The 14,716-nt window shown below is 60.8% G+C and carries 11 protein-coding genes; 9 read left to right on the forward strand and 2 right to left on the reverse strand.

Going from position 1 to position 14,716, the window contains the following annotated elements; translation table 11 throughout:
• Positions 1–105 precede the first annotated feature (105 nt).
• From E4P00_RS10850 to E4P00_RS10870, 5 genes are all read left to right on the forward strand, one after another.
• A complete protein-coding gene (locus tag E4P00_RS10850) occupies positions 106–1,059 on the forward strand; it encodes a 2-hydroxyacid dehydrogenase (RefSeq protein ID WP_032880839.1) in 954 nt (317 codons plus the stop codon).
• 129 nt (positions 1,060–1,188) lie between these two features.
• On the forward strand, positions 1,189–2,256 hold the full coding sequence (locus tag E4P00_RS10855) for a phosphotransferase family protein (protein WP_032880838.1): 1,068 nt from the start codon (positions 1,189–1,191) through the stop codon (positions 2,254–2,256).
• Between the two features lie 21 nt (positions 2,257–2,277).
• The gene (locus E4P00_RS10860) at positions 2,278–3,045 is read left to right on the forward strand and encodes an SDR family oxidoreductase (protein ID WP_032880837.1); all 768 of its coding nucleotides are present in this window, start codon (positions 2,278–2,280) and stop codon (positions 3,043–3,045) included.
• Between the two features lie 70 nt (positions 3,046–3,115).
• Positions 3,116–4,549 carry a PLP-dependent aminotransferase family protein gene (locus tag E4P00_RS10865; protein ID WP_248131413.1) on the forward strand — a complete coding sequence of 478 codons (1,434 nt, stop codon included), beginning with the start codon at positions 3,116–3,118 and terminating at the stop codon, positions 4,547–4,549.
• 84 nt (positions 4,550–4,633) lie between these two features.
• Positions 4,634–5,035, forward strand: a complete 402-nt coding sequence (locus E4P00_RS10870; RefSeq protein ID WP_032880835.1) for a cupin domain-containing protein — start codon at positions 4,634–4,636, stop codon at positions 5,033–5,035.
• Between the two features lie 66 nt (positions 5,036–5,101).
• Here E4P00_RS10870 and E4P00_RS10875 read toward each other — a convergent pair whose 3' ends face one another.
• Entirely contained in the window at positions 5,102–5,731 is a 630-nt protein-coding gene (locus E4P00_RS10875; RefSeq protein ID WP_282443210.1) for a DNA-3-methyladenine glycosylase I, read from the reverse strand.
• Positions 5,732–5,946: 215 nt separating this feature from the next.
• On the opposite strand from E4P00_RS10875, the gene E4P00_RS10880 reads away from it, so the two are divergent.
• The 3 genes from E4P00_RS10880 (at position 5,947) to E4P00_RS10890 (ending at position 8,833) form a co-directional block, all read left to right on the forward strand.
• Positions 5,947–7,272, forward strand: coding sequence for a C4-dicarboxylate transporter DctA (locus E4P00_RS10880; RefSeq protein ID WP_177327440.1), 1,326 nt, complete (start codon positions 5,947–5,949; stop codon positions 7,270–7,272).
• A gap of 158 nt (positions 7,273–7,430) precedes the next feature.
• A complete protein-coding gene (locus tag E4P00_RS10885; protein ID WP_014718317.1) occupies positions 7,431–8,132 on the forward strand; it encodes a FadR/GntR family transcriptional regulator in 702 nt (233 codons plus the stop codon).
• A 17-nt stretch (positions 8,133–8,149) separates the two neighbouring features.
• Positions 8,150–8,833 carry a GntR family transcriptional regulator gene (locus E4P00_RS10890; RefSeq protein ID WP_078821218.1) on the forward strand — a complete coding sequence of 228 codons (684 nt, stop codon included), beginning with the start codon at positions 8,150–8,152 and terminating at the stop codon, positions 8,831–8,833.
• A gap of 179 nt (positions 8,834–9,012) precedes the next feature.
• Here the strand turns inward: E4P00_RS10890 and E4P00_RS10895 are convergent, their stop codons facing one another.
• A complete protein-coding gene (locus E4P00_RS10895; RefSeq protein ID WP_032880832.1) occupies positions 9,013–13,881 on the reverse strand; it encodes an NAD-glutamate dehydrogenase in 4,869 nt (1,622 codons plus the stop codon).
• Positions 13,882–14,362: 481 nt separating this feature from the next.
• Between E4P00_RS10895 and E4P00_RS10900 the strand changes: the two genes are divergently transcribed.
• On the forward strand, positions 14,363–14,716 hold the full coding sequence (locus E4P00_RS10900) for a hypothetical protein (RefSeq protein WP_078821216.1): 354 nt from the start codon (positions 14,363–14,365) through the stop codon (positions 14,714–14,716).

A 14,716-nucleotide genomic window follows, 5' to 3' on the forward strand; every position in this document is an offset into this window, starting at 1 on the left:
CTGGCACTTTTCGCAAAATCAGTGGCGCTTTCTCTGCGCCCTCAGCATTTCACACAACACAAATGCAGCATAATCCGAGCATCGAACTCACCGGAGAGCTGCCCCATGCCCACCACCGTTCTAGTCCTGGTTGAAACCATCAACGAATACCTGCAAATCATCGAAAGCAATGACTTTCACGTGATCCTGGCGCCGACGCCCGCAGAACGGGCCCAGGCGATCAAGGCCCACGCAGGGCAGATCAAGGCCGTGCTGACCCGCGGGCCGCTGGGGCTGTATGCCGAGGAAATCGCCGCGCTTCCATTGCTGGAGATCATCTGCGTGATCGGTGCTGGCTACGAACATGTAGACCTGCAAGCGGCAAGCAACCGTGGGATCGTGGTCACCAACGGTGCCGGCGTGAACGCCCCCTCGGTGGCCGATCACGCCATGGCGCTGCTGCTCTCGCTGGTGCGCGGGATTCCCCAGACCGATGCCGCCGTGCGGCGCAGCGAATGGCCGAAGGTCATGCGCCCTTCCCTGGCCGGCAAGCAACTGGGAATTCTCGGGCTCGGTGCCGTGGGGATGGAAATCGCCAGGCGCGCCGCCCTCGGCTTCGGCATGGAGGTGAGCTATCACAACCGCCAACCCCGCGATGACGTGGATTACACCTACTGTTCAACGGCCGTCGAACTGGCGCGCACCTCGGACTTCCTGATCCTGGCCACGCCAGGTGGGGCCAGCACTCGCCATCTGATCGATAAACATGCGCTGGATGCGTTGGGCCCCAATGGCTATCTGGTGAACATTGGCCGCGGCAGCGTGGTGGTGACCGCTGACCTCGTGGCTGCCCTGGAGCAACGGCGTATCGGCGGCGCCGCGCTGGATGTATTCGACGACGAACCCAAGGTGCCCGACGCCCTCAAGCGCCTGAGCAATACCGTCCTGACCTCCCATGTGGCCGGCCTGTCACCGGAGGCGGCCCATGACACCGTGCAGCGGGTGGCCGACAACCTGGTGGAATACTTCGCCGGCCGTCCGGTGCTCACGCCGGTTGCACTGCCAGCGCCCGCAAAATGACCGATCAGGCACGCTGATCACCCTTCAACACGCTAACCTATTAAGCCGCCCCGACCTTGTCGCTGGGCGGCGGTGCGCATTAGATTAGGAAATAGTCCAAGGCCTTTAGAATAAGCAGAAGGGATAAGCATGGCGCTGAACGACCAATCGACCCAGATTCGCCCCGGCGAAGAACTTGATGCCAGCCTGATCGATCCCTACCTCAAGGCCCACATTCCGGGCTTGAACGGCACGCCTGCGATCAGTCAGTTCCCCGGCGGCGCATCGAACCTGACCTACCTGCTGGAATATCCAGGCCAGGAATTCGTGCTGCGTCGCCCGCCGTTTGGCCACAAGGCCAAGTCCGCCCACGACATGGGCCGCGAATACCGCATTCTCAACCAGCTCAAAGATGGTTTTCCGTATTGCCCCAAGGCATACGTGCACTGCACCGATGAATCAGTGATCGGTGCCGAGTTCTATGTGATGGAACGGGTCAACGGCATCATCCTGCGCTCTGACCTGCCGCCCGAACTGGGCCTGGACGCGGCCAAGACTCAAGCGCTGTGCAAAAGCTTTATCGACAAGTTCGTCGAACTGCATCAAGTCGACTACAGCGCCTGCGGCCTGGCCGACCTGGGCAAGCCTGAAGGCTACGTGGCGCGGCAGATTCGTGGCTGGGGCGAGCGCTACGAAAAAGCCCTGACCCCTGATGCGCCAAAATGGGAAGCGGTACGCGCCTGGCTCAACGACAAAATGCCAGCCGATTCGCCCACGTCCAGCATCGTGCATAACGACTACCGCTTCGATAACGTGATCCTCGACCCCCACAACCCGATGCAGATCATCGGCGTGCTGGATTGGGAACTGACCACCCTGGGCGACCCGCTGATGGACCTGGGCAACACCCTCGCCTACTGGATCGAAGCCGCAGATCCGGCGCCGGTGCAACTGATGCGGCGCCAGCCGAGCAACGCCCCGGGGATGCTCACCCGCCGTCAGTTTGTCGACTACTACGCCGAGCGCTCGGGGCTTGCGATCGACAATTTCGATTTCTATTACACCTACGGCCTGTTCCGGCTGGCCGGCATCGTGCAGCAGATCTACTACCGCTTTTTCCACGGCCAGACCCAGGACAAACGCTTTGCGCAGTTCATCCACATGAACAAGCTGCTGGAGCAAATGAGCCTGAATGTCATTGGCAAATCAGCGCTCTGATCGCAACCACAAGGAACCCTTATGTCCAAGACCAACCTGTTTGACCTTGACGGCAAGATCGCCTTCGTTTCCGGCGCCAGCCGTGGTATCGGCGAGGCCATTGCCAAGCTGCTGGCCCAGCAAGGCGCCCACGTGATCGTCTCCAGCCGCAAGCTGGAAGGTTGCCAGCACGTCGCCGACGCGATCATTGCCGACGGCGGCAAGGCCACGGCGATTGCCTGCCATATCGGTGAAATGGAGCAGATTACCCAGGTGTTCGCCGGCATCCGCGAACAGTTCGGCCGCCTGGATATTCTGGTCAACAACGCCGCGACCAACCCGCAGTTCTGCAACGTGCTGGATACCGACCTTGGCGCATTCCAGAAGACGGTCGACGTGAATATCCGCGGTTACTTCTTCATGTCGGTGGAAGCCGGCAAGCTGATGCGCGAGAACGGCGGCGGCAGCATCATCAACGTGGCGTCGATCAACGGCATTTCGCCGGGCGTGTTCCAGGGCATCTACTCGGTCACCAAGGCTGCCGTGATCAACATGACCAAGGTGTTCGCCAAGGAATGCGCGGCATTCGGCATCCGTTGCAACGCACTGCTGCCGGGCCTGACTGATACCAAATTCGCCTCGGCGCTGGTCAAGAACGATTCGATCCTGAAAGTGGCCCTGGCGCAGATCCCCCTCAAGCGCGTCGCCGACCCCAGCGAAATGGCCGGCGCGGTGTTGTATCTGGCCAGCGATGCGTCAAGCTACACCACCGGTGTGTCGTTGAATGTAGACGGCGGCTTCCTGTCCTGACACTGCCTGGTTTCTTCAGATCGATTTGCGCGTAACCTTGGCGCGGATCGATCTGTCTCCAGGATGAAACATGGAACTGCACCTCGTCATCAATGGCCGCAAGGACCTGGCTGCCCAGCTTTATCAGCAACTGCGCGAAGCTATCGCCACCGGGCGACTGTCGGCGGGTACGCAACTGCCACCGAGCCGACTGCTCGCCGAACAACTGGGCGTATCGCGCAAGACGGTGTCGGATACCTACACCACCCTCACGTACGAAGGCCTGCTGATCGGCAAGATCGGCCGCGGCACTTTCGTCAATGCGTGGGCGCCCCAACCCGATCGCGTGCAAACCGCCACCGACCTGGCCTGCGCCGCCAACCTGGGCAAGTGGGCAGCACTGCCCTCGCCCATGGGCCACCCTTCCCGTGAGGGCATCCTGCGCTACGAATTTATCGGCGGCGCGACTGCACGCAACCAGTTCCCTCAGGACGAATGGCGACGCTGCACCCAGGATGCGCTGCGCCGTATCGCCCAGAACAGTGGTTTCTACAGCCAACCGGAAGGGTTACCGGCATTGCGCGAGGCCATCGCCGGGCATATCGCGTTTTCCCGAGGGGTCAAATGCCGCGCCAGCGATATCGTGGTCACCAATGGCGCGCAGCAGGCGCTGGACCTGATTGCCCGCGTGGTGCTGGAACCCGGCAGCATGGTCGCGATGGAAGACCCAGGCTATAGCCCCGCGCGCCAAATGTTCGTAGCGATGGGCGCCAGCGTCGCCAGCGTGGCCGTCGACGAACAGGGCCTCCAGGTCGATCAGATCCCCGATGGCACCCGTCTGATCTACGTAACCCCGTCCCACCAGTTCCCCCTCGGCATGCCGATGAGTCAGAGGCGCCGCCAGGCACTGCTGGACCGCGCAATCGAGCTGGGTGCGATCATCATCGAAGACGACTACGACAGCGAATTTCGCTACGAAGGGCGCCCCACCGACTCCCTGCAAAGCCTGGACACCCGAGGCGTGGTCACCTACGTCGGGACCTTTTCCAAAACCCTGTTGCCCGAGTTGCGCCTGGGCTACGCGGTGCTGCCGCCAGCGATCTATGGCGCGGTGCTCAAGGCCAAGCAGTTGACCGACCAGCACAGCTCTACCCTGCCGCAGTGGGCATTGGCCAAGTTCATCAGCGAAGGCTACCTGCTCAAGCATATTCGCCGTTGCCACAGCATCTACGCGGGGCGTCGCGAACGAATACTGCAGCGTCTGGCGGGCGATCTGTCACCGTGGTTCGAGGCGGTTCCGACGGTGGCGGGCTTTCACCTGGCGGCATTGTGCAAGGTGGCGTTGAATATCCCATCGCTGATAGAACAGGCGCGTCAGGTCGAGGTGGGGTTGTACCCTCTGGACGTATTCTTCCACGACGTGCCATTACGCTCGGGGCTGATTTTCGGCTTCGGCGCCATCGAGACCCTGGACATCGACCCGGCGCTGGACAAGGTGCGCGATATTCTCCGGCAGATTGGCTAAGGGGTTTTCCGGCGTATTGGTCATTGGTGGCGTACAGGCTACGGCGTAGGGTGAAGAGGTCTCGAACTACGCGGAATCCTGATCATGAAACGATTGCTCGCCACCACGCTGATGCTCACCTCCCTCAGCGCATTTGCCCACGACCCGGTATACAACCAGGAAACGCTCAAGGTGCTGCAGGAGCACCCCTTGACCAACGTGCCCGGCAAGAAAACCATCATGCTCACCGTGGACTACGCCCCCGGCCAGGCCACAGTGCCCCACAGCCACACCGGCACCGCGGTGGCTTATGTGCTCGAAGGCGCGATCACCTCGCGGGTCAATGATGAAAAGGCGATCACCTACAAGGCCGGGCAATCGTTCTACGAACCGGCCGGCTCGCGGCATTTTGAGTCAAGCAATGCCAGCCAGACCCAACCGGCCAGGCTGCTGGTGGTGATGGTGCTGGATGACAAGGCTGAGGTACTCACCCCGCTTCCCAAATAATCAGCAACACCACAAAACCCATGTGGGAGCTGGCTTGCCTGCTCCCACAGTTTTAACCGTGTCTGGTCAGGGACGTTTGAATAGGTCGCGCTGGTGTTCAATGCGCAGCCGGCACTCGCAACCCTCCAGATGATCATTGACCATCCCCATCGCCTGCATCAACGCATACATCGTGGTCGGGCCGACGAAGGTCCAGCCGCGTTTCTTCAGGGCCTTGGACAAGCGCATCGAAGCCGCTGAGGTCGGATTGGCCGTCCAGTAAGCCATGTCCACCACTGCCGGCCGCTCTTCTGCGCCGGGCTCGAACGCCCACAGCCAGCGCGCCAGCGAGCCGGTCTCCTCCACCAGTTCAGAGGCCCGGCGTGCGTTGTTGATGGCCGAGATGATCTTTGCCCGATTGCGCACGATGCCCGGCTCGCTCATCAACCGCTCAATGTCCGCTTCGCCGTACTGCGCCACCCGGCGAAAATCAAAACCCTCGAACGCCTGCCGAAAGTTATCGCGCTTGCGCAGAATGGTGATCCACGCCATCCCCGCCTGAAACCCCTCCAGGCAGATCTTCTCGTACAACGCGATGTCATCCGCCACCGGCACCCCCCACTCGTGGTCGTGGTAATGCAGGTACGCAGGCGCTGCAGTGCGCCAGGCGCAATACATGCGCCCTGCTTCGTCGGTTGTAAGCCCTGATTGGTCCATCCATCACCTCGTATGCCCAAGGCGATGATACGCAAAAAAAATTAATCCCCGTCAACCGCTCAAGCACCGTACTTACCGACCAACTGGTCAGACCGGGACCTGCCAACCGCTGAATATTTACTTGTTGTTTGAAAAAAACCAAGCGTAGACTGGCCGCGCACTGGACTTACCGGTAAGACCACAACAATTAAGCCCTGGAACCACCAGGGCACCGAATAGAGATCCCTCCCATGCTCAGATGGTGCTCGCGTTCGATTTTCCTGCAAGTCGTGATTGGCCTGATGCTCGGCATCGCCTGCGGCCTGGCCCTTCCCGAATTTTCCTCACAACTCAAACCCCTGGGCGACGGCTTTATCAAGCTGATCAAAATGCTGATCGGCCTGATCGTGTTCTGTGTCGTGGTCAGCGGTATTTCCGGCGCCGGCGATTTGAAGAAGGTCGGGCGTATCGGGCTCAAGTCGGTGATCTACTTTGAAGTGCTGACCACCGTCGCCCTGGTGCTTGGCCTGATCATGGCCTTCAGCACCGGCATCGGCAGCGGCGCCAATATTCATCTTGAGCAACTCTCTTCCGCCGGCTTGAATGAGCTGGCCGACAAGGGCCAACACATCAAGGGCACCAGCCAGTTCCTGATGGACCTGATTCCCAACTCGGTGATCGGTGCGTTTGCCGATAACAACGTGTTACAGGTGCTGCTGTTCTCGGTGCTGTTCGGCAGTGCGCTGAACCTGGTGGGCGAAGCGGCCAGCGGTATCTCGCGGCTGATCAATGAGCTTAGCCATGTGATCTTCCGCATCATGGGCATGATCGTGCGCCTGGCGCCGATTGGCGTATTCGGTGCCATCGCGTTCACCACCAGCACCTACGGCCTGGACTCGCTGCAACACCTGGGCAGCCTGGTTGGGCTGTTTTACCTGACGTGCTTTGCCTTTGTCGCGCTGATCCTCGGGCTGGTAATGCGCTTGTCCGGCCTGCGGATGCTGCCGCTGCTCAAGTACCTGCGCGAAGAGCTGCTGATCGTGATGGGCACCGCTTCGTCCGACGCTGTGCTGCCGCAGATCATGCGCAAGCTGGAACATTTGGGCATTGGCAGTTCCACCGTGGGTTTGGTAATTCCCACCGGGTACTCGTTCAACCTCGACGGTTTTTCGATCTACCTGACCCTGGCCATCGTGTTTATCGCCAACGCCACCGGTACACCGCTGTCGATGACCGACTTGCTGACCATCCTCCTGGTATCGTTGATCACCTCCAAAGGCGCCCACGGCATTCCGGGCTCGGCATTGGTGATTCTAGCGGCGACACTCACGGCGATCCCGGCAATTCCGGTGGTGGGCCTGGTGTTGGTGCTGGCGGTGGACTGGTTCATGGGGATCGGTCGTGCGCTGACCAACCTGATCGGCAACTGCGTGGCTACCGTGGCGATTGCTCGCTGGGAAAAAGATATCGATATTCAGCGTGCCAACAAGGTGCTCGACGGCCAGCAGGGTTATGCCTTTCAGGCCAAGAAGCCGGTGCTGCCGGCGCATCAGGAGTTCTAGGACAACACCCATCCAATGTGGGAGCTGGCTTGCCTGCGATAGCGGTGAGTCAGCGTCAAATGTAGTGCCTGACACTCAGTCATCGCAGGCAAGCCAGCTCCCACATTGGCCCTTTGCCAGACTGAATACTGTATGAGCAACATCAAGGAGCCTTCGACGTGATCAGCACCTCAACCGTCGTCAATTCAGTGGTAGAAAAACTGCGCGCCGCCTTGGCGCGAGGCCAGTGGCGCCGCGGTGAAATGCTGCCAGGCCAGCGTGAGCTGGCCGAGCAACTGGGTATCAGCCGCCCGAGCCTGCGTGAAGCGGTGATCGTGCTGGAGACCTTGGGCCTGGTGCGTTCCATGCCGGGCAAAGGTGTGGTGGTACTGGAAACCAGCGTCAGCGAGCCGCAATCGAGCGACGCGGTGGCCGACGCCAGCCTGGAAGACATCCTGCAACTGCGCTATACCCTCGAACCCTTCATCGTCGGCCTGGTCGCCCAATCCATCAGCAGCAAGGAAATCGGCCAACTGCGCCTGACGCTGATGGACATGCGCGAAGCCCTGGATGCCGGCGACGCCGAGGCGGGCATGAACGCCTACATCGACTTTCACGAAGAACTGTTTGCCCTGACCTCCAACCCGATCTTCCAGAACGTGGTGCAGCAAACCAGCACCGCGCTCAAACAAAGCGCCCAGGTATTGCGCAACTCCCCTGAACACCTGGCCGAACGCCTGCAAGAGAACGAAGCCGTGGTACGCGCCATCCGCAACAAGAACAGCGCCCTGGCCAGTGCCGAAATGCGTCGGCACATCCTGCAGGAAGGCTTGCGCATGGGCATTCGCTTGAATATCCCGGATGACCATCTGGGCAGCTGAATAATTGGAGACCGGCCATGAACGTCCACGCCCTGCAACGTGACCCTCTGCCCTGCCTGCGCCTGGTGTCGGGCAAGAAGCCTTCGGTTGACGACATCTACCCGCGCTTGTTCGACGCGATCCTTGAGCAACGCATTGCGCCCGCCAGCCGCTTCACCGAAGAAGGCCTGGGCGAACTCTTTGGCGTGAGCCGCAGCGTGATTCGCCGGGTGCTCGCCAAGCTGTCCCATCAGCAAGTGGTCATCCTGCGCCCCAACCAGCGCGCCCAGGTCGCCGCGCCGGATGCCCAGCACACACGGCAGATTCTGGAAGCACGGCGCCTGACCGAAATGACCGTGGTGCAACTGGCCTGCGCCCAGGCCACAGCGATGCAAATCCGCCAACTGCGCGAGCTGATTGCGCAGGAGCGCGACGCCATTGAGCGTGACCAGCGTGGGCCGGCGATCCGGTTTTCTGGAGAGTTTCATCTGCAACTGGCGCACATGGCAGGCAATGCGCCGTTGGCACAGTTTCTCAACAGCCTGGTGCCGTTGACGTCGTTGATCATTGCGCAATTTGAAACGAAGGCCTGCACGTATTGTGCGTGGCAGGAGCATGTGGCGATTGTGGATGCCGTGGAACAGCGCGACGCCCACACGGCTGTCGCCCTGATGACCCAGCACCTGGATCACCTGGAAACCCGGCTACTGAAACACCACTGATTCCGAATGAAGTTCAAACTGTGGGAGCTGGCTTGCCTGCGATAGCGGTGCACCAGTGACTCGATTATTAACTGACCCACCGCTATCGCAGGCAAGCCAGCTCCCACATTGATCGCATTCCAGATCAAATAAAAAGCCCCCGCATCTCACGATGCGGGGGCTTTTGGTTTACCGAAGCATCAAGCCGGCTGCAACACCGACTGACCACTCAACGCCAGGTCCAGCAACTCACGATTGGCCACCGCGTACATGGCGTAGTCCGTGCCAACCGCAGCACGAATTTCCACCATCATGGCACGCCAGCGATCAGCCATGTCCTGATGCTGTTCAAGCCACAGGGCCACGCGGGCTTCCATGTCTTGTGGCGCGTCGGCCATTTGCAGTACCGAAATGGTAATCGCCCGTTGCTGCCAGTCCACGTCATCGCGGAAGGCCTCACGGGCCTGGGCCTGCCAGTTGTTGGCGACAGGCAGATCGCTGATCTGCTGCAGGTACCACGGCAGGTCCAGGGCGCTGCCGACGGCGAAGTAGGCTTTGGCCACTTCGGCGGCGTCATGCCCGGTCACGTCGGCGGCTTCGATGATCGGCAGCAAGGTGTACAGGTGGGTAGTGCCTGCAACCATGCGTGCCAACAATTCCGGTACGCCGGCCTGGGTGTAGGCCTGGTAACGGTTCTGCCAGCCTTCACGGGTCGGACCTTCCAGCAGTTCGTCGAGCTTGAGGCCCAATGCTGCCAGATGCGGACCGAAGTGCGCAGTGTCACGCCCGGCGTCCTGTTCGTTGCGACGGCTGCGCAGGAACCAGCGCGTAGCACGACGGCCCAGGCGCATCAGCTCGTCCATCAGCTCCAGTTGCACGTCGGCCGACACCTGGTGGTCCAGGGCTTCGATCTGACGGAACCAGTGCGGGAGGTGGAAGATATCGCGCACGATCACATAGGCACCGGCGACGTTCGCCGGGCTCATGCCGGTCGACTCTTTGAGTCGCTGCACGAAGGTGATGCCCATGTGGTTGACCAGGTCGTTGGCGATCTGGGTGCTGACGATCTCGCGCTTGAGGCGATGGCGACGCATGGCTTCGGAGAACTTGGCCACCAGGCTCGGTGGGAACGCGGTCTCCATGTCACGGGTCAGGTATTCGTCATCCGGCACCAGGGATTTGAGCAGCGCTTCCTTGAGGTCGATCTTGCTGTACGAAATCAGCACCGACAACTCCGGACGGGTCAAGCCCTTGCCGGTCGAAGCGCGCTCGGTGAGCTGCTCTTCGGTCGGCAGGTACTCGATGGCGCGGTCCAGCTTGCCACGGCCTTCCAGGTCGCTCATCAGGCGTTTGTACTCGGCGGCGCGCTCGTAAGCCTTGCGTGCGGCCAGGGACAGGGCCTGGGTCTGCTTGTAGTTGTTGCCCAACACCAGGTGGCCGACTTCGTCGGTCATGCTCGCCAGCAACTGGTTGCGTTGCTTGTCGGTCATGTCACCGGCCTGCACCACTTCGTTGAGCAGGATCTTGATGTTCACTTCGTGGTCGGAGCAGTCCACGCCACCGGCGTTGTCGATGAAGTCGGTGTTGGAACCGCCGCCATTGAGGCCGAATTCCACACGACCCAGTTGGGTCATGCCGAGGTTACCGCCCTCGCCCACCACCTTGCAGCGCAGCTCGTTGCCGTTGACACGCAGCGCGTCGTTGGCCTTGTCGCCCACGTCGGCATGGCTTTCGGTGCTGGCCTTGACGTAGGTACCGATACCGCCGTTCCACAACAGGTCCACCGGCGCCTTGAGCAAGGCGTTGAGCAGTTCGGTCGGGGTCAGCTTGTCGGCCTGGATGTCGAAACGCTCTTTCATCTGTGGCGAGATGGCGATGCTCTTGGCGCTGCGCGAGAAGATACCGCCGCCTTCAGACATGATGCTGGTGTCGTAGTCGGTCCAGGACGAACGCGGCAGCTCGAACATGCGCTGGCGCTCGACGAAGCTGGTGGCCGGGTTAGGGTTCGGGTCGATGAAGATGTGCAGGTGGTTGAAGGCCGCTACCAGTTGCAGCTTGTCGGACATCAGCAAACCGTTACCGAACACGTCACCGGCCATATCGCCGACGCCCACTACGGTGATGCTGTCTTCCTGCACGTTGATGCCGCGTTCACGGAAGTGACGCTGCACACCCACCCACGCGCCCTTGGCGGTGATGCCCATTTTCTTGTGGTCGTAACCGGCAGAACCGCCGGAAGCGAACGCGTCACCCAGCCAGAAGCCGTAGTCGATAGCGATGCCGTTGGCGATGTCGGAGAAGGTTGCAGTGCCCTTGTCCGCCGCCACCACCAGGTAGGGGTCATCGTCGTCATGGCGCACGACGTTGGCCGGTGGCACCAGGGCGCCGTCCTTCAGGTTGTCGGTAATGTCCAACAGGCCGGAAATGAAGATGCGGTAGCAGGCGATGCCCTCGGCCGCGATCTCGTCCCGGCTGCCGCCCAATGGCAGGCGACGCGGCAGGAAGCCGCCCTTGGCGCCCACCGGCACGATCACCGAGTTTTTCACTTGCTGGGCTTTTACCAGGCCGAGCACTTCGGTACGGAAGTCTTCTTCACGGTCGGACCAGCGCAGGCCGCCGCGAGCGACGTTGCCGAAGCGCAGGTGTACACCTTCAACCCGTGGCGAATACACGAAGATTTCAAACTTCGGCACCGGCTTGGGCAGCTCAGGGATCGCGTGCGGGTTGAACTTGAAGCTGAAGTACGACTTGTTCTGGCCGTTTGCGTCGGTCTGGTAGAAGTTGGTGCGCAGGGTCGCCTTGATCAGGTCCAGGTAGCGACGCAGGATACGGTCTTCGTTGAGCACCTGAACGTCGTCCAGGGCGGTGAGGATCGCCTGTTCCAGGCGTTGCTGTTTGTCTTCCAGGTCGTCGGCAGTGAGCTTGCGTGCCAGGTAGAAGCGGGTCTTGAACAACCTTGTCAACTCGCGGGCGATGTCGGTGTGGTTGTTCAGGGTGCTGGCGATGTAACCCAGGTCAAAGCCCAGGCGGATCTGCTTGAGGTAACGGGCGTAGGCACGCAGCAGCGCAACGTCACGCCATGGCAGGCCGGCGGTCAATACCAGGCGGTTGAATGCATCGTTCTCGGCGTCGCCATGCACGATGTGCACGAATGCGTCCTGCAGGGTGTCGTTGAGCTGCTGGATATCCAGGTTCACGCCTTCGGCGGCGATGAATGCAAAGTCATGGATCCAGAACTCACGGCCATTGGCATGGCGCAGGCGATACGGAAACTCGCCCAGCACGCGCAGGCCGAGGTTTTCCAGGATCGGCAGCACGTCGGACAGCGCCAGCGGGGTGTCAGCGTGATAGAGCTTGCAATGCAGTTCGCGCTGACCGGAGACCTGGCCCAGCGGCTGATAGAAGCTCATCACCAGCGGGTTGGCTTCGGTGAGGCTGTTCAGATGCTGCATGTCGACCACGGCCGAATGCGCGGCGAAACGCTCGCGGTAGCCGGCCGGGAAGCCTTTGGGGAAGTCCGCCAGCACGTTGGTGCCGTGGGCTTCGCCGAAACTCTCCACCACCAGACTGGCGTAGTCGTCCTGCCAGCTGCGGCAGGCTTGCACCACTTCTTTTTCCAGTTGCAGCGGGTCGATGTCCAGGCGGTTCTTCGGGTCGACCCGCAGAATCAGTTGCACACGGGCCAGCACGGACTCGGAGAAGAAGGTCCAGAACTCGCAGTCCGAAGCCTTGAGGCGATCCATCAGCACTTGCTGGATCTTCTGGCGCACTTCGGTGGAGTAGATATCGCGCGGCACATAGGCCAGGCAGTAGCAGAAACGACCGTACGGATCTTTGCGCAGGAACACGCGGATCTTGTTGCGTTCCTGGATCTGCACGATCGACATCACGGTGCTGAACAGCTCGTCGACCGGGGTCTGGAACAGGTCGTCACGGGGCAGCACTTCAACCACTTGGGCCAGTTCCTTGCCCAGATGCGCCTTGGCCTGGAAGCCCGAGCGACGCTCGATTTCCGCTACCTTGCGGCGAATGTACGGGATCACTCGCACGCTTTCGCCGTACACCGAGGAGGTGTAGAGGCCCATGAAGCGGTGTTCCTTGATGACCTTGCCGTCGGCACTGATCTCGCGGATCGACACGTAGTCCGGATACGCCGGGCGGTGCACGCGGCTTGGGTGTGCAGCCTTGGCGAACGACAGCACCGTCGGTTCACGCAGGTAGGCCACGGCGTAGTCTTCGATGCGCAGGTCTTCGGCGGTGAGGCCGGCGCGCAACAGCTTGGTCAGACCGAGGAAGGAGCTGGCGTCATATTCGATATGACCGCCGTCCGCCTCGTCACGTACCACGAACTCTTCATAGCCCAGGAAGGTGAAGTGGTTGCCCACCAGCCATTCCAGGAAGTTCTTGATCTCGGCTTTTTCTTCACCGTCGATCGTGAATGCGCTGGCGTCGATACCGGCCAGCAGGTCCTGGACCTTGGCTTTCATCGGTTCGAAATCGGCCACGGCCACGCGCACTTCGCCCAGCACCTGCTCCAGCTCTTTGCTCAGCACGTTCAGCTCGGCGGCGTTGGCGCAGCGGTCGATCTCCAGGTACATCAGCGATTCTTGCAGGATGCCTTCGCCCTGGGTGCCCTTGGGCAGGATTTCCAGCAACTCACCCTTGCTGCCACGGCGCACGCTGAGCACGGTGGTTTGCAGGGTATGGATGCTGTAGCCACGGCGGTTCAGCTCGGTACGGACCGAGTCCACCAGAAATGGCAGGTCATGGTGCAGCACTTCGACCGCGGTGTGGGTCGATTGCCAGCCATGACGTTCGTAATCGGGGTTGTAGACCCGCACTTGCGGTTGGGTGTGATCGAAGCGCTCAAGCAGGCGCCAGGCAGACAGGGTGCAACCGGCCAGGTCGGAAAGGCGACGCTGGGTCAGTTCGTCCAGGGAAATGATGCCGAAGAATTGCTCAGCGAACAGCGCCACTTGTGGCAGTGCCTGTTCACTGATGTGCTGCGCCAGTGCCGCTTGCAGTTGATGCTGGAAGTCGGCCTTGCTGGCTGCGGTGAAGAACGCCATCTGTGGTACTCCGCTTGGGCTTGTTATTGATGGAAGCGTCGCGTGTTATCCCCTTGCGGGGAGACCGTCAGCTCTGTTCGTGGGTCACGATAAACGAATCAGGCCGACAGGTGGGTGAAGCTGGACAGGACAGTCAGGTCACATACAACTTCCACAAGATGCACACCTTGCCGGGTGACGGTACGACGGGCAGGTCAGGCGCCGGGCGCGGGGCACATCCGTTGCGCAGCTTAACGAGTGTAGGAAGACCGCTGCTTGCGACGCTGCGACATATTCGGTCATCGGTAAGCAGGCAATAGGTTGCAACTTGGGCAACCGCGTTTTTCCGGGCAAAAAACCTGCGTTTTTCAGCCCTCTGAGTACCGAAAATGACTGATACCGCACGCCAGGTCATGCCCTGGATCTGACACACCCTGCAGCATAAAATTCGCCGCAATGGCACAATTGCCAGCGCAACGCCCTCCTCCACACAGGATTTCCCATGCTGCAGCTGAAAACCGACGCCCTGATGGCCACCCCGTGCGACGAAGAAGAAGACAACATGGCCATGCTTTGCTGCCACGGCAAAAACGGCGAAATGTTCATGTTGAGCCGCTACCCGGATGAAGAGGAAGTGGAACTGACCTGGGATTACGAGCCGTCGACGCTGGATGGGCTGAAGATCACCTTGAGTGCCACGACGTTGCTGATCGAACTTGCAGCCGGTGATGCCGATGCATTGGGTGGCAAGGATCATCTGGAGATCACCCACGCCACGGCCGCATCCGACCTGGCTGAAGTGGAGGAAACCTTGCAGAAAATCCTCGCAGGCACTGGCACTTTCATCCGGACTTGA

The organism is Pseudomonas sp. B329, assembly GCF_023127835.1.
Taxonomy (GTDB): domain Bacteria; phylum Pseudomonadota; class Gammaproteobacteria; order Pseudomonadales; family Pseudomonadaceae; genus Aquipseudomonas; species Aquipseudomonas synxantha_A.